Origin of the sequence: Paenibacillus sp. FSL H8-0261 (assembly GCF_045040645.1) — a bacterium.
Classification (GTDB): Bacteria; Bacillota; Bacilli; order Paenibacillales; family Paenibacillaceae; genus Paenibacillus_AQ.
Genome location: NZ_CP150297.1, coordinates 5906176 through 5927910 on the forward strand (window position 1 = coordinate 5906176; position 21735 = coordinate 5927910).

At 44.5% G+C, this 21735-nt stretch carries 17 protein-coding genes and 1 riboswitch; of the genes, 3 read left to right on the top strand and 14 right to left on the bottom strand.

Features of this window, described 5'->3' with window-relative positions:
• Positions 1-27: 27 nt before the first annotated feature.
• Together MHI27_RS26230 and MHI27_RS26235 are read right to left on the bottom strand one after the other, a co-directional pair.
• Positions 28-741, bottom strand: a complete 714-nt coding sequence (locus MHI27_RS26230) for a DUF3153 domain-containing protein (protein ID WP_076285284.1) — start codon at positions 739-741, stop codon at positions 28-30.
• Positions 742-1254: 513 nt separating this feature from the next.
• Positions 1255-2652, bottom strand: a complete 1398-nt coding sequence (locus tag MHI27_RS26235; RefSeq protein ID WP_405175009.1) for an MATE family efflux transporter — start codon at positions 2650-2652, stop codon at positions 1255-1257.
• A 160-nt stretch (positions 2653-2812) separates the two neighbouring features.
• On the opposite strand from MHI27_RS26235, the gene MHI27_RS26240 reads away from it, so the two are divergent.
• Positions 2813-3694, top strand: a complete 882-nt coding sequence (locus MHI27_RS26240; RefSeq protein ID WP_341124068.1) for an AraC family transcriptional regulator — start codon at positions 2813-2815, stop codon at positions 3692-3694.
• Between the two features lie 71 nt (positions 3695-3765).
• Here MHI27_RS26240 and MHI27_RS26245 read toward each other — a convergent pair whose 3' ends face one another.
• The 3 genes from MHI27_RS26245 to MHI27_RS26255 all read right to left on the bottom strand — a co-directional run bounded on the left by MHI27_RS26245 (position 3766) and on the right by MHI27_RS26255 (position 7224).
• Positions 3766-5373, bottom strand: a complete 1608-nt coding sequence (locus MHI27_RS26245) for an extracellular solute-binding protein (protein ID WP_405176799.1) — start codon at positions 5371-5373, stop codon at positions 3766-3768.
• Positions 5374-5443: 70 nt separating this feature from the next.
• Entirely contained in the window at positions 5444-6337 is an 894-nt protein-coding gene (locus MHI27_RS26250) for a carbohydrate ABC transporter permease (protein ID WP_405175010.1), read from the bottom strand.
• An 11-nt stretch (positions 6338-6348) separates the two neighbouring features.
• Positions 6349-7224 (bottom strand): sugar ABC transporter permease, encoded by an 876-nt coding sequence (locus tag MHI27_RS26255; RefSeq protein WP_256721700.1) that lies wholly within the window; start codon positions 7222-7224, stop codon positions 6349-6351.
• Positions 7225-7699: 475 nt separating this feature from the next.
• On the opposite strand from MHI27_RS26255, the gene MHI27_RS26260 reads away from it, so the two are divergent.
• Both MHI27_RS26260 and MHI27_RS26265 read left to right on the top strand, forming a co-directional pair.
• Complete coding sequence (locus MHI27_RS26260) at positions 7700-9934, top strand: AraC family transcriptional regulator (RefSeq protein WP_405175011.1); 2235 nt, start codon at positions 7700-7702, stop codon at positions 9932-9934.
• A gap of 239 nt (positions 9935-10173) precedes the next feature.
• Positions 10174-12042: an exosporium glycoprotein BclB-related protein gene (locus MHI27_RS26265; RefSeq protein WP_405175012.1), complete on the top strand. Its 1869-nt coding sequence runs from the start codon at positions 10174-10176 to the stop codon at positions 12040-12042.
• A gap of 182 nt (positions 12043-12224) precedes the next feature.
• Here the strand turns inward: MHI27_RS26265 and MHI27_RS26270 are convergent, their stop codons facing one another.
• From MHI27_RS26270 to MHI27_RS26310, 9 genes are all read right to left on the bottom strand, one after another.
• The gene (locus MHI27_RS26270) at positions 12225-13337 is read right to left on the bottom strand and encodes a cysteine desulfurase family protein (protein ID WP_405175013.1); all 1113 of its coding nucleotides are present in this window, start codon (positions 13335-13337) and stop codon (positions 12225-12227) included.
• A gap of 49 nt (positions 13338-13386) precedes the next feature.
• Complete coding sequence (gene mnmH / locus MHI27_RS26275) at positions 13387-14424, bottom strand: tRNA 2-selenouridine(34) synthase MnmH (RefSeq protein ID WP_076285291.1); 1038 nt, start codon at positions 14422-14424, stop codon at positions 13387-13389.
• A gap of 57 nt (positions 14425-14481) precedes the next feature.
• Positions 14482-15540 carry a selenide, water dikinase SelD gene (gene selD, locus MHI27_RS26280; protein ID WP_149645078.1) on the bottom strand — a complete coding sequence of 353 codons (1059 nt, stop codon included), beginning with the start codon at positions 15538-15540 and terminating at the stop codon, positions 14482-14484.
• A gap of 156 nt (positions 15541-15696) precedes the next feature.
• The gene (locus MHI27_RS26285) at positions 15697-16506 is read right to left on the bottom strand and encodes an alpha/beta fold hydrolase (RefSeq protein ID WP_042191701.1); all 810 of its coding nucleotides are present in this window, start codon (positions 16504-16506) and stop codon (positions 15697-15699) included.
• Between the two features lie 106 nt (positions 16507-16612).
• A riboswitch (cyclic di-AMP (ydaO/yuaA leader) is annotated at positions 16613-16797 on the bottom strand.
• Positions 16798-17018: 221 nt separating this feature from the next.
• On the bottom strand, positions 17019-17192 hold the full coding sequence (locus MHI27_RS26290) for a hypothetical protein (protein WP_170880375.1): 174 nt from the start codon (positions 17190-17192) through the stop codon (positions 17019-17021).
• A gap of 84 nt (positions 17193-17276) precedes the next feature.
• On the bottom strand, positions 17277-18071 hold the full coding sequence (locus MHI27_RS26295; RefSeq protein WP_076300403.1) for a Nif3-like dinuclear metal center hexameric protein: 795 nt from the start codon (positions 18069-18071) through the stop codon (positions 17277-17279).
• A 111-nt stretch (positions 18072-18182) separates the two neighbouring features.
• Positions 18183-19202 (bottom strand): endo-1,4-beta-xylanase, encoded by a 1020-nt coding sequence (locus tag MHI27_RS26300; protein WP_405175014.1) that lies wholly within the window; start codon positions 19200-19202, stop codon positions 18183-18185.
• Positions 19203-19230: 28 nt separating this feature from the next.
• A complete protein-coding gene (locus MHI27_RS26305) occupies positions 19231-20763 on the bottom strand; it encodes a glycoside hydrolase family 43 protein (RefSeq protein WP_405175015.1) in 1533 nt (510 codons plus the stop codon).
• Between the two features lie 47 nt (positions 20764-20810).
• On the bottom strand, positions 20811-21713 hold the full coding sequence (locus MHI27_RS26310) for a carbohydrate ABC transporter permease (protein ID WP_405176800.1): 903 nt from the start codon (positions 21711-21713) through the stop codon (positions 20811-20813).
• Positions 21714-21735 lie beyond the last annotated feature (22 nt).

The following is a 21735-nucleotide window of genomic DNA, read 5'->3' on the forward strand; positions in this document are numbered from 1 at the left end:
GCACTTTCAATACATATCTCGAACTACTTAAGCACGATTTACTTTGCGGTGTTTTCTTTTTCTGACGAAAAATAGAATCGCAGCAATGATTACCACCACTAGGATGATTAACACGATCACTATATTCCATACATTTGGCACATAAAGCTGCATTTTGATCGGCTCCGTATCCCCCAGGGTAACATTCCAGGTAAGTGTTCTGCCTTCATCAACGGCTGCATTATTATCACCAATTAGGTCTATTGGCAACGTTAATTTAAAATCAAATGCCAAGTTTTTCAGCACCGCCCGAATAATCGGCTTTGATAAACTCAATGTCCCCATGTTATCCATGATGGTATCCATATAACTATTAAATTGAGGCTGTGCCTCAACATCATATGTGGTATATAACAAATTCTTTTTAGTAACGAGCTGTAGATCCACAATATCCAGCCCCATAGAGGTTGAACCTATATCCTCAAATGAAGCGTAATTTTTCTGGATTTCATAGACTGTAGACTTACCTTCTTGTCGTTTTTCTAGCTGAATCCCTTCCTCCTTCAATTTGTCTGTCAGACTCTTCTCCATTTTATCGTTGATCAATGCTTCTGTTCGGGAATCCAATTTCACATTCATTGCTAAATCTACGCTTTGATTCTTATTCACCGTGACGTGAACGGTACCATTAGAACATCCCGATATTAGTATCATCATTAAGAGCAGTGTTAGGATCGTCAAGCCTCTCCATTTTAACGGCATTTTCCTCAAACCCTTCAGTAGTATGTATTCATAAAACAGGTACCCATGCTCTAAAGGCTAACTCATTTATATCATAGAATCAAATTCTATATGAATGAATAATCAAATTTCAGAACCATCAAACTTAAATTTTATACTCGCACAAAAAAGAGGCTAACCCCTAAGTAATTATTTACTCATGGGTAGCCTCTCTCCAAAAACATCACCCAACACCCACAGCTCGGTGGGCGATTGCGCAACAGATGTGGGGATTGGTGCTTGGCGCACTTAGGGGGCTTAGTGGTGCTTGAAATGCTTGATGTTTGTTGTCGCTCGATGTTACTTGCAGTTCTCAAACTTTCTATTGGACTCCAGAGTCGCTATTTTCGAAAAAACGGCTCTTTTGGGCAACTATCGAACCCCAGAGACACTATTGGGCAAAAAGACATCATTATGGGCAATTTTCCGAGGAATAGCGCCTCTCCAGTCCGAAAGCATTCCATTGCCCACCAGGGTCGGCTTATAGAGTCCCGCTCATATAGTTAACGAAGTACTCTTTTTCCCGGCTCCATGTAGTGAGGCATTCCCTTCACTCAAACCGATATCCGCCTGACGGATAACTTTCCTCCCTCTCCAGCGCATTAGAACAAGCATCCCCCGCACAAATTCATCAGCAATCATACAGCAGTAGATCCCTGTGAGCCCCCAGCCTAAGCTGATTCCAAACCAGTAAGAACATCCCACTCCAATAATGGACATAGACACGATGGAAGTATACATCGTATAACGGGTATCGCCGATGGCGTTCAGCGCATTACCCATGCCCATATTCAGCATTTTGCAAGGTTGTAGTAGGAGATTTAGGGCCAGTAGGGAAATCCCAATCGCAATAATCCGCGGGTCGGAAGTGAAATAACCTAGTAGATTCCTGCCGAAAAGAAATAGCAGTAACATGTTCGCTGATACAATAGCCAAGCCGATATACAGCGTGCGATATGCACTACGATAAGCCTCTTTCAGCTTCCCTGCCCCGAACAAATGCGCGATCTGTATCTGTCCAGCCAGCGCGATTGCATACCCTAACGTAAAGCAAAAGGACTCTAAGGTATTGAGATAAGTCCGTGCGGCTAACGCTTCTGCGCCCAGTGCGGCTAGAAAGGAATAGACAATCAACTGAGAGAACACCCAGCAGGAAGAATTAATCCCTAGAGGCCAAGCAATCCTTATAATTTCCTTGAATAGCTTGCCGTTAAATATACGGAAATCCCTAAGTCTAATCTTAATCTCGAAGGAACCTCTAAACATGGTATACAGCATGATCACACCGACCAGTCTACTGATAATACTTGAGATTGCGATTCCCGCAAGCCCTAGCTGTGGCAGACCGAACATCCCGAATATAAAAGTATAGTTCAGAATAATGTGAATGACATTTATGATGACCCCTGTGTACATTGGTCCTCTAGTGTTCCCTGTATTACGAATCGCTGTTCCAAGGGAAGCAATCATTCCCACCAAAAACAGACCGCCACCGACATACGAGATATAGATATTGGATAGTGATAATAGCTCAGGCGATATATTTAGAATCCCCGCTATTGGACCCGCATAGAAGAACAGGATGATACTCACGACAATACCAAGAATGAGACTAACCGATACGCCCATGATTGCAATCGTACGCGCTTCGCTGAAACGTTTTGAACCCATTCTTTGCGCGATCAGGATCCCCGCCCCGCCCGCAAAGGTGGTAAAAAGTGTGGTCAACGCACCGAACAATTGATTGGAAATGCCGACTACGGCGACTGCATCGTCTGAAATACGGCTAACCATGAGTGTATCCACCGTACCTAGCAGGGTCTGAAGAAACACCTCTATAAATATAGGCCAAGCCAATACCCATAGTCCAAAGCCCTGTCTTTCTTTTTTCACTAAATAAACCTCCCCTTAAACCAAACATGCATACTGGACCTAAGAAACAGCATATTTTTTCTTTAGGTCAGACTAAATTATAGATGATATACTTTTGGTGATGGTACAGATTTCAAACCAATAATTTCATTATTTCAACCTCATAAAAGGAGATCTCTCCATGAACATTATTAATTTTACCGTCCCGCCAATGCCCTATTATATCGTAAGTGGATTGCACACCTTCTCACCAGGGCATTACCACATGAGCCGCCACAATATCAAGGTATTTGACTTACTTGTAGTCAAGCAGGGCTGCCTATATATGAATGAAGGAGGTCTCACCTTTCAGGTACGTGCAGGTCAGGCACTGCTTCTTCGTCCAGATAGCCATCATTTCAGTACGGACAGCTGCAAGGAACACACCTCTTATTATTGGCTGCATTTTCAGACAGTGGGCGATTGGAATATCTCCGAGGCTACGGCTACAGCACCAGAGACAGAACACAACAGAGTGGAGCATCCTCTTCATTCAGACGAATTTAATATACGCACTTTTACCTTACAGCTGCCCCAATATACCTCTTTGCTGCAACCGTCCAAGATGGAAGAACTGCTCTCGCAGCTGAATCAACTAGCGCCTAATTCCCATTTGAGCGATACTCCATTTCAGCAGCAGCTGCTATTCCAAGAGGTTCTCCAGCAATTATCTGCCTCTCTGCGCCATGAGCGTCCCTCTCCCTCCAAAATATGTGCAGAGCAAGCTGCCTCCTACTTGCGTAGTCATTTCCGTGAGCGCATTACAGCACAGCAGCTAGGGGAGAACCTGAACTTTCATCCTGTATATATCGCTCGTTGCATGAAAAAGGAATACGGCTGTGCACCTATGGATTACCTGCTGCACTACCGAATTCAGCAGAGTAAGCTATTGCTGATGCAGACCAGTTACACGATTGCCCGGATCGCCGAGGAGGTCGGCTTCAATCAAGCGCCTTACTTCAGCTCCAGCTTCGTCCGCATTGAGGGAACCACTCCGCGGGAATTCCGCCAGCGCTTCTCGTAGTCTCCTAAAATACAAAAAAAGGGATGTTCCCTCGCCTTTTTGGCTTAAGGAACATCCCTTGCTCTTATTTATTACAGACCCTTCTCCTGTACGTAAGCATTCCATTGCTTGATATATTCCGCCTGAATTTTCTCAAGGCCGGCTTGCTTAGCCTTCTCCATGAAGGTAGCTAGACCCGCATCAACATCCTCTACCAATCCGGCTTGCAGCGGATACAGGTATTGCTTTTCTACCTGTTCCAGCGCCGCTTTTTCAGCCTGATAGGAAGTGTAATCTTCAGCGAAACCTGTGAAGATATCCGGCTTCTGAATCTTATCAAGCTCATCGAAAATCTCTTTGACGCCATCATAGGATTTGTCGAATAACATAAATTCCGGGTTCCGCCAAGCCCAGCCATTCATCCCTTCACGAGTGAAACCGTTCGTAGAAGCGTCTCCAATAAGCTCATAATAACCTTCTGCATCAACCTTATAATTTTTCCCTTCAATACCGTATTGCGTCAACTGATTATAACGTTTATCCATAACCATTTTCTCATAGAAGGCTAATGCACGCTCAGGGTTCTTACTGCTCTTCGGAATGGCGAATCCATTATGGATCGGATGAACCGGCGTGGCGTAACCAATCGTATTACCATAAGGATGGTAACCCAGCTCCCAATCAGGATGGGCTGCTTTCATTTTCATCAGTGTATCGTTGAAGCGAGTCGGGTTATCTCCGAAGATAGTTGCCGCTTTACCCACAATAATCGGAGCCTGAAGGGTGTCCTTCGTGTTTAATATATTTTTGGAAATAAATCCCTTTTCCTGCCAGCGTCTCATGGTCAATAGTTCTTCTTTATGTTCCTCCGAGCCCCAATATAGATAAGCTTTCGAAGGTTCACTATACTTGATTCCGACACCATAAGGTAACGGACTTCCGACAATCCCGTGAAGTGCAGCGTAAAGATCATGCAGATTCTCTCTCACATTACCGTTAGGGGATAACGGCATCATCTTCGGTTCATTTTTCTTGATGCCATCCATATAAGCCTCATAGCTGGCCAGATCTGTTGGCTCAGGTAGATTGTATTTCTTACGAAGATCCTCACGCCATACGAAACCGTTAGTTACATATTCCTTATAAGTCGCAGGTACAGTGTAAATCTTATCATTAATCTTAACTGCATCCCACATATCCTGCGGTACAAATTGCTGAAGGGCTGGGGCAGCCGTCGGTAGCAAATCATCAATAGCCAAAAAAGCTCCTTTTTTAGCATAAGCTTGATACTGTGTCCAGTCCGCAGTGAAGATCAAATCAATCGATTGACCAGAGGAAAGCAGCAATTTATACTTCTGATCCCAATCTGTCCAAGTTGTATAGATGAATTTAACGGTAGCATTCAAATCCTCTTTAGCCATCTTGTTGATTTGCGCTTCAATGCTCGAAAGATCCTTAGGCGCATCGCCCAGCATATAAAATTGCAGTTCAACCTTCTTAGATGTATCCAGCCCCGTTTTCTCCTCTGTCCCGGCGTTGGTACCCTGAGACGTATTCCCGCCTTTGTTGCTCTCTTTTACTGCCGTATTATCCCCATTCGTGGAACTCGAATTCCCTCCACAACCTGCCAGTAGAGCCAAACTCAGTACTGATGTGAGCAGAATAGACATACTTTTACCCCGTAGTTTGATCATCTGAATCCTCCCTTTTCACTATGCTTCTATGTTAGCCAATTGTACCTAAGCCCGGGTAGGGTGTAGGTTAACGGTTCTAACCTTTTACAGCTCCGATGGTCAATCCTTTCACGAAGAAACGTTGAACGAACGGATACAGAAATAGAATCGGACCGGTCACAACAATCGCCATCGCCATTTTAGTAGACTCAGTAGGGACTTCCGTTGCAAGTGTTACCCCAGTTCCAACCCCCATCTGCGCAATAAATTGTGCTGAATTGATAACATTGTACAGATAGAACTGTAGTTGGTATTTATGAGTATCATTAATGAACAGAGAAGATGTGAACCAGTCATTCCAGTAATACAAAGCAAGGAACAAGCCTACTGTAGCGATTCCCGGCATGGAGAGCTTGAGTACAATCTGCCAGTAGATTCTGAAATCACCGGCCCCGTCAATTTTTCCGGAATCGAACAGCTCCTCGGGGACTGCTGATTTAATGAAGTTTTTCATTAGAATGATCAAGAATGGCGTCATCAGACCAGGTAGCACCAATACAGCATAGGAGTCCAGCAAACCGAGGTACTTGGTGATCATGATGTACCATGGGACAAGCCCGCCTCCAAACAAAGTCGTAAAGTAGATATAAAAGGAAACGGTATTACGATATTTAAAATCCTTCCGGGCAAGCACATAACCTGCCATAGTCATGAAGAAGAGTCCTAGTATCGTTCCAATTACAGTAGTGGTAGCTGTAACGGCATATGCACGCAACACCTCATCCGGAAAGATAAATACCGTCTTGTAGCCTTCAAGTGAGAACTGTGCCGGAATCAGATGATAGCCATCGCGGATAATGGATTCATTACTGGTTAATGATGCAGAAATAATTAGAAGAAAGGGCAGCAAGCAAGCAACCGACAATCCAATGATGACCAAATAGGCGATTGCATGAAGCAACTTAGTATATTTATCCTTATAAATTCGCATTTCTTGTCCTCCTAGAACAGGGCATAGTCGTCGTTAATTTTGCGGATAATATAGTTGACCGTCATAATGAGGACAAAGCCGAATAAGGATTGATAGACCCCAGCTGCTGTCGCCATGCCCACATCAAACGTTACTTTGAGCGAACGATAGACGTAAGTATCGAGAATATCCGTCGCATTGTAGAGTAGCCCGTTATTACCTATTAGTTGATAGAACAGGTCGAACTGTCCCTTCATAATACTGCCAAGTGCGAATAGCAGAAGAACTACAAAGGTCGATTTCAACATCGGCACCGTAATATACCAGATCCGCTGAAAAATATTAGCTCCATCAATTGTAGCCGCTTCATAATATTCGTCACTGATGCCAGTAATCGCCGCTAGATAGATAACCATGCTGTAGCCAAGATTCTTCCATAGATAGAAAACGATAATCAGAAAGATCCAAGCCCAAGGTTTACTGTAGACATCGACCGGATCGAGCCCGAACTGTGTAAGCATCGTATTCAAGAAACCGCTGTCATAATTAAATAGGTTGTAGACAATCACGCTGAGAATTACAAAGGATACGAAGTACGGTAGAAACATCACCGATTGACTGATTTTTTTAAACCACTTCCCACTCAATTCACTTAGCAGAATCGCGCAAACAATCGCCAGTACATTCCCAAGTACAATAAAAGCGATGTTATAACCGATCGTGTTCATCGTCAGCTTCACTAGCGTACCGGATCTCCAGAGAAACTCGAAATTCTGCAACCCGACAAACTTGGAATTGAACATGCTGCTGTTGAAGTCGAATTGTGTGAACGCATAATAGATGCCTACCATTGGAAAATAGGAATTCACCAGAAAAAATATCAAGGTGGGCAGCAGCATCAGAAACATTACCCGATTGTGCACCAGCTCATACAGAAATCCTTTCTTCTTTCTTCTCGTTCGTAAGCGTGCTCTACCATCAGCCTGGATGCCAAGTTCGACGGTTGAGATACCTTTGGATGAGGTTTGGCTCAAGATCTCTCACTCCCCTTTAATATTGAAACTGCATAATTCCACTATAGGGAGATTCTCCTGAACATAGAAGTGAAGCTTACAAGCCTTATTGCACAAACTTGCAAAACAAGGATTGGACAATTGTGATATTTATGTAAAATCACTCAAGGGCCTTCGATAGACTTCAAAGCTTGTCTATTTCCGATTAACACTTATAATTCTTGTAGAAAATGCTGTTATGTACACAAATATTTAGTTTGTTCACTCCCTGCAGATAGAAAAATGCAACATTCTAAGGTTGCTTCACTGTTCTGTTCACTCTTGGCGATTTATAATAAAAGAAGTTCATATGATGATCAGGGGGGACGGTATGAAGAATAATGGTCTACGAAGAAAAAGACTACTGTACGGCAAGCTGCTCACCACCATAACCCTTTGCATATCGTTAACCCTTCTTGTCTCTACTTTTGTCTACTATACATACTATATCGGGGTCGAGAAGACACAGACCTTCCGCTCGGATCTAAGAGATCTGACTCAGACTGGCAAGAAGGTAGTCAATATGGCCGAAGTGGCACAAACGCTTTCATTTCAACTATATCGAACTAGCACTATTTCCCACCTGTTGTTCTATAACAAGCCCTCCGTTTATGAGGTTACGGCTGCGATGTCAGATCTCCACAACTATCTGAATTCTATGCCGTACATTGAATCCATCTATGTATATAATCCGAATAATGACACGGTATATATCTCGGCTGCGCAAGGGCAGAACGGTGTGTACACCACAGGAGAATTAGAGGACACTGAAATCATTCAAATGTTGAATCATTATCAGGATTACAAAACATTTACTCCCATCCCGCGTACCTACTCCATCGGTGAACCCAAATCAGAGGCTATCTCTGTATATACTTATCTCTGTTATGATGCGATCAATTGGGACCGCTCCATCAATTCTGCTGTTATTGTTAATATTTCAGCGGCTTGGATAAATAAGGAGTTAGGTAATAGTAATACTTCCGATAGTGGTAAGACTTACCTTCTAGATGACCAAGATCGATTTCTATCGGGGAACAAGCTGACATTGGAGAAGCTCTCGGAGGATGAAAGCAGTTGGATAGAGCATAAAGTTAAATCCCGCTCCGCAGGTTATTTCACAGCTCCTTTTAAAGGCCAGAAATCGCTAGTGTCCTATACTTCACCAGATTCTCTTGGTTGGCAGTATGTTCGCATTACTCCATATAATGTGATCACAGAACAGACCAACCAAATCCGTAATACAACACTACTGATTTCTTTGATTATTTTAATATTCGGACTTATCATTTCTAGAATGCTGTCCAAACGCCTCTATCTTCCTATTGATTCCATTGTAAGCCGAATGAATAGCCTTGAAGCTGACAAGCGCAACAGCATGTTTACGATTAGACAGAATTCATTACGTAATCTTGTTCTCGGTATAAAAGCCCCCCACAGCAGCCAGCCTAGTGATTTCGAGCAACTAAGTATTGCTTTCAACTTAAACGAAGGTTATCGGCTTGTATTGCTGCGTATTGATGAATACAATACCCTGCGACAAGAGCGAGGTGCTTATCTACTTGCATACAAGTTCGCGATCATGAATATTGCTTCGGAAATTTGCGGTCAGACTTATCAAGTTGAAAGCGTAGATATGAACGATGACAGCGTAGTTATGTTACTTAGCAGTATGACGTCCGCTGAATCTCTCGATACAGAATTGATCGAAGTACTGCTGCGACAAATCCGTGTGGCTTGCTGCGATTATCTGAAAATAGGATTATCGCTAGTGTACAGTCCCATTAGTGATAATCCAGATCGATTGAACCGCCTATATAACCAGGCCAAAGAAGCTTCTAAACATAGACTTTTTTATGGGCATGGCTGCCTAATCAACGCGGAGAAGATTAACGAATTGCAGAATAACCTATACTCTTACCCTGCGGATAACGAGAAAAAGCTGGTCGATGCCCTCACCAGTGGTAGAACAGACGAAGCCCGTAGCCATTTCTCTGACATCGTGCGCGAATTGGACCAATACCCCTACCATGTACTAGAACTAACGCTATCCAGGGTGACGCTATCGATTAAGAGAATCATCGATAATATCAAAAAGCTCAGCTCTACATCTGTGGAAGATATCCTCAAGATACCTTCACTTGAGAATTACGAGACGATGAAGGAGCTTGAAGAAGCTTTTTACCAACTCTTCGATGATATTCAGGAATTACAGGCCGATAAACGTAGCTCTAAGCAAAGTGATCTGATCCGTCAAATTAACCAAAAAATCAATCAATCTTACACGGACCCCAGCCTGGGCCTGAACCAGATTGCTGATGAGCTTAACCTGTCACCTATATATGTCAGCCGTCTTTATAAGCAGCAAACAATGACAGCTATTGTGGATGTCATCATGGATGTACGAATGCAGGAAGTATGTCGCCTCTTGAAAGAGAGCGATCTGTCCGTATCGGATATTGCTGAAATGACCGGTTTCACGAGCAGTTCTTATCTCCATCGGATGTTCAAACGCAACTTCAGCATCACGCCGATGGAATACAGGCGTTCTAATACTCGTTCATAAAACTGAAGGCTGAGTGAGAATGCGAACGGAGTACAGATCAATAACACTACTAAACTACTCTATCAAAAAAAGGCAGGCTACTGTATTAGCGGTGGCTTGCCTTTTTAATGTAGGTTCATGTGTATCGACTTCCAGAGCGATTACTGTAACAACTTCAGCTTCTCTGAATATGCTGATTGGGCAGGTTCCCAATTTTTAAAGGTATGAAAAGGAGAAGCTCAAGGAGGAGATACAGAAGCATGTCAGATCATTATCATAGACCATTTAAAGGTGACGCTATCCTAAACAAACAAGGAAGAATAAGCAGTCCTGTTAGAAAAAGAGAGTGTGCTGCACTATTAAAAATAGTCACAGAGCTTGCTACAGTGGTACCTCCCGCACTTACGAATCCCACTACACTTCATATTTCCAATCTTCAAAGAGTGTTAAGAGAGCTCATGGAATTCTTGCATGAGGCTAGGATATGCAGCCCTTTTAGAACGGAGCTTCTTTCTGTAGTAGAAATAACCATTGTTTCTACTGAAGTCAGTCCCTTCTCAGTCGTAAGCGTTGGCACCAATCTTCAACAGCTGTTAGCCGAGTTATTATCTTTTATTCTCGCCACGAAGATTGACCCTCATTGCAAAGATCAGTTGGTAATTCAAATCAGACATATTCAAGCTTCTATTTCACAAGCACTCGGCTTACCTATTAAGTGTGCGACGGGGCCACAAGGTCCTCAGGGACCCCAAGGGCCTCAGGGGTCTCAAGGACCTCAGGGTCCACAAGGAGCCACTGGTGCTGGGCTGCAAGGTATTGTAGTCTTTAATCCGGCACAAAGCCCATTGTATCCAGCGGGTCAAGTAGTAACCTTTAATGGCAGCACTTATATAGCTACTGTTGCCGGACCCAAAGGAACACCAGGTAGTTCGTCAGATTATTTACTAATTGCTGGTGGAGCGACGGGCGCGACTGGAGCGCAAGGACCTCAAGGAGCACCAGGACCTCAAGGACCTCAAGGGCTTCAAGGACTCCAAGGACCTCAGGGTCCTCAAGGCGCGCAAGGAATACAGGGACCGACAGGTCCTGGAGCAGGGGCAACTGGACCGACGGGCGCTACAGGCACCGCCGGGCTTGCTGGACCGACAGGGGCTACAGGCACCGCCGGGCTTGCTGGTCCAACAGGGGCTACAGGCACCGCCGGGCTTGCGGGGCCGACAGGGGCTACGGGTACTGCTGGGCTTGCTGGTCCGACAGGGGCTACGGGTACTGCCGGGCTTGCTGGTCCGACAGGGGTTACAGGCACCGCCGGGCTTGCGGGGCCGACAGGGGCTACAGGTACCGCCGGGCTTGCGGGGCCGACAGGGGCTACGGGTACTGCCGGGCTTGCTGGTCCGACAGGGGCTACGGGTACTGCCGGGCTTGTTGGACCGACAGGGGCTACGGGTACTGCCGGACTTATTGGACCGACAGGGGCTACGGGTACTGCCGGACTTATTGGACCGACGGGGGCTACGGGTACTGCCGGGCTTGCGGGCCCGACAGGGGCTACAGGTACTGCCGGGCTTGCTGGAGCTACGGGGGTTACCGGAGTTACTGGGGCAACCGGTGATGGCGCAATCATTCCACTGGCATCTGGTGGACCAATTATTATGACCACGATTTTAGGTGGTTTGGTGGGAACAACAAGCCTTATAGGCTTCGGAAGTTCAGCCACAGGCATTTCTCTTGTTGGTGGAAATATAGATTTGACAGGTACTGTTCTTGGACCTCTTATCAACTTTGCAATGTCCGTTCCTCGTTCAGGAGTGATAACATCTATTGCTGCATACTTCAGTAATACAGTAGCTTTATCACTTCTTGGTACTTCCGTAAATGTGACGGCACAATTATTCCAATCTACTTTACCAAATAATACATTCACACCTGTTCCTGGGGCATTAGTACCTCTGCCAACTATCACAGGAACAATTAATCTTGGAACTTTTGTCAGCGGAATTACAAATGGCATCAATTTTACTGTAACACCACAGACTCGCCTTCTTATGGTATTTTCAGCTACTGCTACAGGTTTAAACCTTGTAAATACAGTCACTGGTTATGCAAGTGCAGGCTTTACTATCGTATAATCACTAACACAAACAAAAGCATCTGCCCTCCCTACTAAAGGAGTGACAGATGCTTTTGTTATAATATTCGATTAAAATTTCTTGATCTTCCGGACTCAGATGCCGCTATTGGTTCATTTATCGCCTCAAAGGGGGATCTTCGGACCGGAAAGACGCTATTGAGCAAAAATGGGGCAGCCTACTCACAACAAATACTCTTTTAGCTTACCGATAACCTCATCGATCTCCGCTTTAGTCGTATACCGTCCCACACTAAAACGAACCGCTCCCTGCCCAATACTTGCTGAGACATTCATTGCCTTTAGAACAGGTGAAATCAATGTTTCTCCAGAATGACAAGCTGAGCCTGTTGAGGCAGCCACATCTTCCAGCGAAGCAATCACTTCGTGACCCACCGCTCCAAGAAAACTAACGTTAAGCGTGTTGGGCAATCGCTTATGCCTATGACCATTCAGGTGAATTCTGTCACCAAATGCCTTCTGCAATCTATCGTAGAAATAATCCGCTACTTCTTTCACACGCTCTCTGGATGCAGAGTCCGAAGCAAGCTCACAGGCTTTTCCTAATCCAATAATATAAGGGGTGTTTTCCGTTCCGGCACGTCTCCCCTGCTCATGACCCGCTCCGTGAATTAATGGCTCGATGTGAATGCCCTCTCGGATGTACAATGCTCCAATCCCTTTTGGCGCATATAATTTATGGCCTGCCAGCGTTAGAAAATCCACCCCTAACTCAGCCACATCAAGCTCTACTTTTCCAGCGGACTGCGAAGCATCGGTATGTACAAGGACACCCCGTTCATGGCAGACCTCGGCTATTTCTTTGAGCGGCTGAATCGTGCCCGTTTCGTTGTTAGAGTGCATAATGGAAACTAGTATAGTTTGGTCTGTAAGCTGATTTTTCACATCATCTACCTGCACCATTCCATACGTGTCAACAGGTACATAAGTAATCGTGTAGCCCAACTGCTCCAGATACTGACACGGTTTAATTACCGCAGGATGCTCCACTGCAGACACAATAATGTGATTGCCTTTATGTCGATACGTTTGGGCGACGCCCTTGATGACGGTATTATTCGACTCGCTGCCCCCGCTTGTAAAAAGCACCTCACCCGGCGTACAATTCAGGAAATTAGCCATCTGTGTTCTTGCTCGCTCGATTCCGACTTTAGCTTCTTGTCCCAAAGAATGACTGCTTGAAGGATTGCCAAAATGACCATAAAGATAAGGAATCATAACCTCTGCTACTTCCTTATCTACAGGTGTTGTAGCGTTATAGTCTAAATAGATCATTTGTTAAGCCGAGCCTCCTCTAAACCCCTCATACTACGATACATAAAGCTTATACCTTCTGATTACTTAAAAAAGAGATTACCGCAGCCTCAGCTTCATCCAAATTGTTCACCTTAAAGGTAACTCTCTCAATGCCTTCATACTGAGTAGACGTATAATCGTATTTAGGATCATAGTAGTATTCTAACAGCAGCGCAACAGCCTCTCCGAACATATCAGCTTGCAAGCAACGCTCGATTTCCGCCGCAATGGGGATATGAATTCGCGATTTGATACTTCGAAATGCTGAAATGCACTGTTCTTTATATTCTTCTGGTCGATAATCCTCAAGGATTTGCTGCACTCTGGCTTGTAGTGGCATCTCAATCCAAATTTGTGTTCCAATCTCCTTCTGCTCGGCCATGAATGGGGGCATTACGACCTTCCCAATCTTTTTGCTCTCCGCTTCAAACAGTACATAAGGAGCATCCCCAAGCTTAATTAATTCCTCCATAAGAAGACTATCGAACGTTTTTTGATTGTTTGCATGAAGTCCGATCTCGCCAAAGATAGAACCGCGGTGACCTGCCATTCCTTCCAAATCCAAAACAGGATAGCTCTGTGCCTTCAGGCGGTGCAGCAGGTTTGTTTTACCTGTACCCGTATTTCCATGAATGACATAAGGCTTCGCCTTGAATTCATAGGACTCCAGTTCATCGAGTACCCATTTACGGTAAGCTTTATAGCCGCCAATCAATCGGTAAGCGTGAATATCCATTAAAGAAAGTACGGTCGCAGTTGTACGGCTGCGCATACCTCCCCTCCAGCAGAATACAGCCTTGTCCCCTTGAATCGCAGCAAATTCTTTGACAAAGGAAGGTAGCTTCGCAGCAGCAATCTCCAAACCGCGTTCTTTCGCAGCCTGCACACTTGTCTGTTTATACAACGTACCTACTTCAGCCCGTTCCTCATCATCAAAAAAGGGAATATTCAAGCTATCCGGCAGCGTTGCATCTTTATATTCAGAAGGAGATCGAACGTCGATAACGGTGATCTGCTTCTTATTCTTTAACACTCTTAGTTCTTCCAGTGTAATATCCTGAAACAATGCGCTCTCTCCTCTGGTGGCTAACTTCTTAGGTCGCCTCTAAGCTGAACTCCAACTTTATTGCGCAGCTATAACTGCAATCTGACCCGGATGTTCTTCCGTTACCTCTCCGATCAATGCTGCTTCTACACCTGCATCTACTAACTCTTTTAGCAAATCCTCACTTTGTTCAGGAGCAACAGAGATCAGCAATCCACCGGAAGTCACAGCATCACACAGAATATAGCGGCTTAATTGGTCCATCTCTTCCGGATAAAGAATACTGCCCTCCAAATGAGCAAAGTTATTCTTAGTGCCGCCTGGAACAAAGCCCTGCTCCGCGAGCTCTCTTACTCTTGGCAGCATCGGTACATCGCCTTGACGAATAATCAGTCCGTGATTGCTCCCTTTTGCCATTTCCGAGGCATGTCCAAGCAACCCAAATCCGGTAACATCTGTACAAGCATGTACATCATAGGGCTCCATGATTTCTGCCGCTTTTTTATTCAGTGTAGACATGACTGTCGTAAGGCGTGTAGTTTCTTCTGGGGATAGCTGATCCTTTTTAATAGAAGTCGTTAAGATGCCCACACCGATAGGTTTAGTCAAAATCAGCTTATCTCCTGCCTGCGCACCTGCATTCGTTCTTACTTTGTCCGGATGCACAAGGCCCGTAACGGCCAATCCAAATTTAGGCTCTTTATCGTCGATGGAATGTCCGCCCACAAGCGTTGCTCCTGCTTCCTGCACTTTATCTGCTGCACCGCGCAAAATGTCACCGAGAATGCTTTTGTCCAGAACAGAAATAGGGAAGGCCACAATATTAAGCACCGTAAGCGGCTTACCGCCCATAGCATAAATATCACTTAACGCATTAGCTGCTGCAATTTGCCCAAAGGAATAAGGGTCGTCCACGATCGGCGTGAAAAAATCAACAGTTTGCACTAACGCCAGATCATCACTTAATCGATATACCCCAGCGTCATCACTGGTATCAAGACCCACAAGTAGATCCGGATTAGGAACGGTTGGTGGTAGACTGCGAATAACCTGCATGAGATCGGCGGGACCGATTTTGCAGCCGCAGCCCCCTTTTGAAGATAATGAGGTCAATTTTATGGTTTCGGCTTGAGACATCATGACTCAGCTCCTTTAGATAGTTAGTATCGAATAACTTTAATCTTACATCAGTAGACAGCATTGTACAAAATACAGACATACAGAAGAACGCCCCGTAGCCAGTACATACTCCCCGGCTATGGGACGCCCCTCATTTCTCACTTACCACTAAGTTCAACTAATCTGCTGAGTTTCCTGCTGTTTCTCCAAAAACCGCTGAAGTATAGCATTAAATTTCTCCGGCTGACACAGATTACTAGGATCTAATGCGTTAGGGATGATCACTAACTGAGCATGTGGCAGCTGAGACACCATATCCTTCATACAATTAACTCCAAATTCACTAAAGTCACCTACAATACATAAGGCGGGACGCTTAAAAGACTTTAAGCATCTAGTGTAATCCACATGGCTCGTAGCCAGCCTTTGCCGATACAATTCCCGTGGACGTTTATCGAGAAGTCCTCTTCTAATCTCGTTATAAGCCAGATTCCAGCGTTCCCGGTACATCATACGAATCGAAGGCAGTACAAGCTCACTTGGAGCGTAATACATTAACCAGCTACAATAAGCAGCCATAAGCTGGATTTTACCGATTATCGTTGACGCCTGACTTCTACAAAAGCTATCCGCGACAACAATCGCTTTTACTCGTTCTGGATATTGTTTCGCAATATGCTGAACGACGAGCCCCCCATAGGCACTCCCAACAAAAACAGCCTCACGAATACCCAAATCATTTAATAGCATAATTATATCTAGACATTGGGTTTCAATAATCTCGTTTGGGGCCTGCAGTAATTCACCTGATTTGCCATTCCCCCGTAAATCACACAGAATCACTTTATATTTATCAGAAAAATACTCCAATTGTGGCTTGAACATACTATGTGTTAATCCATGTCCATGGATAAACACAACCGGAGCCCCTGTTCCATTGATTTCGTAATAGAGCGAAGTTCCATTCAGTTTAGCAATAGGCAAAGTTAACACCTCTTTCATAGATAGGTTCTACAACTATATCTGCTTTTTAACGCAGCAAAAAACCACAGAGGGATTCTCTGTGGCTATTCATCATCAAATACGCCATTCATCCTCTCTCCATACGCTTACGAGGTTAGCTGTCGGATTCGGGCAGTGAGAGTTGCCCTACCTGCATGGATGCATTTATGCACCTGGAACAGGATTCACCCCATAACTAGTACCGATTGTTACACTGGTTCCCAGTTGTTGGTTCCCCCGCTTTCCTTAACGGAAATTAAGCGGACTTCTTATGTAATTGTCAGTTATGTGATGAATCATACTCCGTGTAAGGTTTCTTGTAAAGTTGAGCCGTGGGCAAAATAATGTTGAAAGCCATGCTTTTCATTTCATATTGAGCATACACTTCGTTTTCTCTTTCTTTTGCTCTTGTTTACTCAATATATCTAAAAAAAGCCGAGCGGCCATCAGAGATCAATCCCTGAACCACTCGGCTTCGTTATACAATCATATGGCTACAACAGATCGGCGTTTTTCAATGCATGCTCCCAGCTCGGAAAAAAGAACAGCGCACTTCTCATAAGATCAGGATCGCTTTGCTTCACTTGTTTTTTGCTGATCGAGCTTCCATCGGTTTGAAGCTTTTTGATACGACTTAACACTTCATCAGCCTCCAAAGGAATTTCCATTGAAACACTCCTTTCTCAGTGACCTGGTTTCCAATCATTTTCTCCATAATATGCAAATTTATTCTTCATTTCGGTTTATACGAATTAAACCAGCTGATAGACCGGTTGTTCAGCAATAAAATAAGTGGGAATCATTGGGTATTTCTGTGCCAGAACTTCAGCTAAATATTTCATTCCTGGAGCTTCACTTTCCGCATGACCTAACATAATCAGCGCTTTTGATCTGCCTTGGTGGACAGCATCCCTCACATATTCTGGAGTTTCCCATTCGGGGCCCTCGCCAGCAATAATTAAATCAAGATTATGCTGATTAAAAAGAGGAATAGCCATCGTCCCACCTCCTCTGTAACCTACTAATATCCCCACTTGTCTGCATGTCTGGGATAGGTCTCCGGCAGCACGTACATAGGAGATGCCTAGCTTTCTTTTTATATACAGAGCCGCTTCACTTACCGTCATAGCTGGAATCGATAGGATTGTAGCAGTGGATTGCTGCTCAACCACATAGGCTGACCATTCAAGCTCTCGTAGCAAGCCCACCATGATTCCATCCGGTTGATGCCGATGCCAATAATCATGATAACGAAAAATAGCCAGTTCAGAACGCTCAATCAAACTCCGTTTCGCGCGAGACACAGGGTCAGCCTCTAACCACTTGCTCGTCTCATGATGACTGTAAAACACACCTTCATGTGTGATCAACAAATTGGCGTTCATAGCAACCGCTCGTTCCACAACATATTGCGTAGCGCAAAATGCCGTAACCATACCTGTAATCACCATTTCCGGATTCCCCGGCTTAAGAGTATCCACAGTCCCATCTATCTGTTCCATGGCTCCTATTAAATCTTCCAGAATCGTTCTAATTGTCACGCTCACTTTAATCCGCCCTTTGAGATCCATACTACTAATCTATCAACTTATAAATAACCCGCCCTTAATCGATAAAAGGACGGGTTCACAGTTCATTATTTGAGCAGCTTGCCCACTCTATGATTTCGTGGCAGAGGTGATAATTCGATGGAAAGCTGGCTTCGGCTTATGCCCTTCATCGAATAGGAACGGCCAGTTCTTCCGCCCACGAACAGGGAAATCATCCAGCCAGGTATAGTCATCCGCTGCTCCCCAGAACGTGACCGAACTAATCACGTCCCGGTATTCTCTCAGCAGTGCGAACATCGCTTCATATCGATCTGCTTGAAGCTCGAGCAGCTCAGCAGGTACTGCCTTTAAGTCCATCCGTTTGTCATCGAAACGGAACATGGATACATCCAGCTCTGTCAGTTGGAGCTGAAGTCCTAAGGATGCATATTTTTCGATCGCTGTACGAATATCATCCAGACTAGGATCGTATAAATTCCAGTGTGCCTGCAATCCGACGCCATGGATCGGCACGCCTTGTTCCAATAGCGACTTCACCAGTTTATAGATTTTGTCACGCTTTAATGGATGGGATTCGTTATAGTCATTGTAGAACAACAAAGCCTTTGGATCGGCTTCATGCGCGAATTCAAACGCTTTGGCGATAAAGTCCGGGCCAACAATGTCGAGCAACTTCGACTGGCGAAGAAGTTCTTCTCCCTCATCAGCGATTACCTCGTTTACAACATCCCAAGCATAAATTTCTTCCTTATAACGTCCTACAACGGTCTGAATATGTGATTTAACTCGTGCAAGCAGAATCTCTTTGCTTACAGGTCCTCCGCCCTTATCCTCAAACAGCCAGTCCGTTGTCTGGTTGTGCCAAATCAAGGTATGTCCGCGCATCGCCATATGATGTTCCCTGGCGAAGGCAACCAGCTGGTCTGCTGCCCTAAAGTTATAAGTGTCCTCAAGTGGATGCAGACTTTCAAATTTCATCTCGTTCTCAGCGGTAATACTGTTGAAATGATAAGCAAGCAAATGCTCCTGTGATTGGATAGTTAATGGGTTGACGGCTGCGCCAATCTTGAAATCCTCTGCGAACACTGTCTTTAGTGCAGGCTCTGTAAAATCACTAGCTTGTCTCAACAAGTTCCCTCCTAACAAACGCTATTCATTATGACCGATAATCGAACCAATCAAAGTGGGCAGGTACCTCAGCTACTTTACCATGACCTGTCGCATATAAACCGATAAGAACACCTGTAAATCCATTTCCTTTTACGGCCTGTGGGGATAATGGGTATGCTGCCGCTGTAGATAGCTTATTCCATTCCTGCCCATCCAAGGAGAACAATAAGGTGTATTCGGTAAGCTCCGCCTGTATTTTCAGATAAATTCGCTCAGCTGTAATTGGTACTTCTGCTTCTACACGGGTTATTCCATCAATAGTTAATTGTGCTGCAATGACTCTGTGGCCATCTTTTTGCACCAAGCCAACCTCATAATGTGCATGCTCATCCAATCTAGCACAAAGTCCAGCCTCTTCACCGTCCACGGTAGGGTTAAAGTCCAGTAATGTACTCCATTCTGCTGAAGTATGCTGCTGTCTTCTTCCTATAAAGGCCACCTGTCCTATATCACTGAGACCCTTAGATTGACCCCGAAGAGATAACCATCCCGGGCGTTCATTTAGAGACCAGCTTGCCTCAGCGGGATTACGAAGAAAGGTCATTGCGAACGGTAATACATCGTCTTCAAAGTCATACCTTCCGCTTAGCGCAGGCTTTGGTGATTGACCCGTTACACGCGGAACCTTCATATCCACTCCTACGATATCTTCGTTATTATCAATCATCGGCCATCCGTCTTCATTCCACGTTACAGGGGCAAGAAAGGTCTCTCTTCCTAGCACTGTATACTTGGAATCTACTAGACGTACTCCAAGGAATACGGCCCACCAATCCCCGTTACGATCTTCGATCAGATCAGCATGTCCTAGATACTGAATGGGACTATCAGTCCCGCGATGGGTCAATATCGGTTGCTCTAATCTTTCAAAAGGACCGTAAGGGGAGGAAGAACGACCGATAATTTCTCGGTGTTCCTTTGCCGTGCCGCCTGAAGCAGACATGATATAATACATTCCGTTAATTTTGTACAAATGTGGTCCTTCCGTCCAAGGTCCACCATCCCCAGTCCAGATGACAACAGGTTCTGTTAATGCTGCTCCTGTAGCAATGTCTATCTCATATTGAATAGCGTGGGAATCATAATCTGCTCCCTGCTGGGTGGTTACATATACCTTTCCATCCTCATCAAACATTAGGGAAGGGTCAATTCCTCCATAAGGAATACTAATCGGGTCTGACCACGGACCCGCTGGGTCCGTAGCCGTAACATAGAAATTCCCCTTCCCGTGTATTTCGGTCGTTATCATGTAAAACGTTCCTTCATGATACCGGATGGTTGGAGCAAATATACCTCCAGAGCTTTTGCTCTTACGTGTATCTAGCTGACTTACACGATCTAATACATGACCAATTTGTGTCCAGTGAATCAAGTCCTGGCTGTGAAAGATAGGCACCCCAGGAAAATATTCAAAGGAGCTACACACCAAGTAGAAATCATCCCCTGCTCGAGTGATGCTAGGATCTGGATAAAAACCTGGAAGTATTGGGTTCGTGTATGTGATTGGAGATGGAGTCATAATTCAACAAACAACCTTCCTATTATTTAATAGTGGGTGCAAGCTACTTATTCCTTCACGCTTCCTACGTTCATTCCAACTACAAAGTACTTTTGCATGAATGGATAGACTAGCAGAATCGGAACCGAAGCAACGATAGTAACGGCTGCACGAATGGACTTTGGAGTTACCATTGACCCCGCTGACTCCGCAGTTACCCCTGCCCCGTTAGCTACACTTGCGCTACTGTTCGCATTCATACTAGATTGTATTAGTTTCATTAATTCATACTGCAATGTACTCAAGTGCTGGCGGGAAGAGGTGTAGATAAAAGCATCAAACCATGAGTTCCATGCACCTACCGCGACAAAAAGGGCAATGGTAGCAAGAACAGGTTTACATAAAGGGAAGACTACTTTCATGAAAATCTTAAATTCCCCGGCACCGTCGATTCTCGCGGATTCCATAAGACTTTCATGTATGCTACCAATATAAGTACGGATGACGATCATATTAAATGCACTTATCATAGTCGGTATTACATATACCCAAAATGTATTAAGCATATGAAGATCCTTAATTAGGAAATAGTTTGGAATCAGACCCGCATTAAAATACATGGTTAGGACGAAAACAAAGGTAATCTGCTTGCGGAAAACATATTCTTTCCGGCTTAAAGTATAAGCAAGCATTGTGGTTAAAAATAGATTCAGGATCGTAGATATCACTGTTCGTGCTACCGAAATCCAAAAAGCAGGAATAATTGTACCAGAGGCAAAAACAGCTTTGTAGTTCTGTATAGTCCACTCCCTAGGCAATAGATAAATGCCGCCGCGGATGGTATCATTCCCCTCATTTAAGGAAACTGCTATAGTATTCAAGAATGGATACAAGGTAACAATGACTAGACATATCATAAAGATAGTATTGAAGGTACCGAACACTACTGGTTCGATCCCTATAATTCTCATACGTTTTCTACTATTACTTTTT

Bases quoted from the DNA above. Each gene is read 5' to 3' on its own strand.
- MHI27_RS26230 (WP_076285284.1), bottom strand. From the start codon at position 741: ATGCCGTTAAAATGGAGAGGCTTGACGATCCTAACACTGCTCTTAATG.
- MHI27_RS26240 (WP_341124068.1), top strand. From the start codon at position 2,813: ATGAACATTATTAATTTTACCGTCCCGCCAATGCCCTATTATATCGTA.
- MHI27_RS26250 (WP_405175010.1), bottom strand. From the start codon at position 6,337: ATGCGAATTTATAAGGATAAATATACTAAGTTGCTTCATGCAATCGCC.
- MHI27_RS26255 (WP_256721700.1), bottom strand. From the start codon at position 7,224: ATGTTTCTGATGCTGCTGCCCACCTTGATATTTTTTCTGGTGAATTCC.
- MHI27_RS26260 (WP_405175011.1), top strand. From the start codon at position 7,700: ATGAAGAATAATGGTCTACGAAGAAAAAGACTACTGTACGGCAAGCTG.
- MHI27_RS26265 (WP_405175012.1), top strand. From the start codon at position 10,174: ATGTCAGATCATTATCATAGACCATTTAAAGGTGACGCTATCCTAAAC.
- MHI27_RS26270 (WP_405175013.1), bottom strand. From the start codon at position 13,337: ATGATCTATTTAGACTATAACGCTACAACACCTGTAGATAAGGAAGTA.
- selD (WP_149645078.1), bottom strand. From the start codon at position 15,540: ATGTCTCAAGCCGAAACCATAAAATTGACCTCATTATCTTCAAAAGGG.
- MHI27_RS26290 (WP_170880375.1), bottom strand. From the start codon at position 17,192: ATGGAAATTCCTTTGGAGGCTGATGAAGTGTTAAGTCGTATCAAAAAG.
- MHI27_RS26305 (WP_405175015.1), bottom strand. From the start codon at position 20,763: ATGACTCCATCTCCAATCACATACACGAACCCAATACTTCCAGGTTTT.
- MHI27_RS26310 (WP_405176800.1), bottom strand. From the start codon at position 21,713: ATGAGAATTATAGGGATCGAACCAGTAGTGTTCGGTACCTTCAATACT.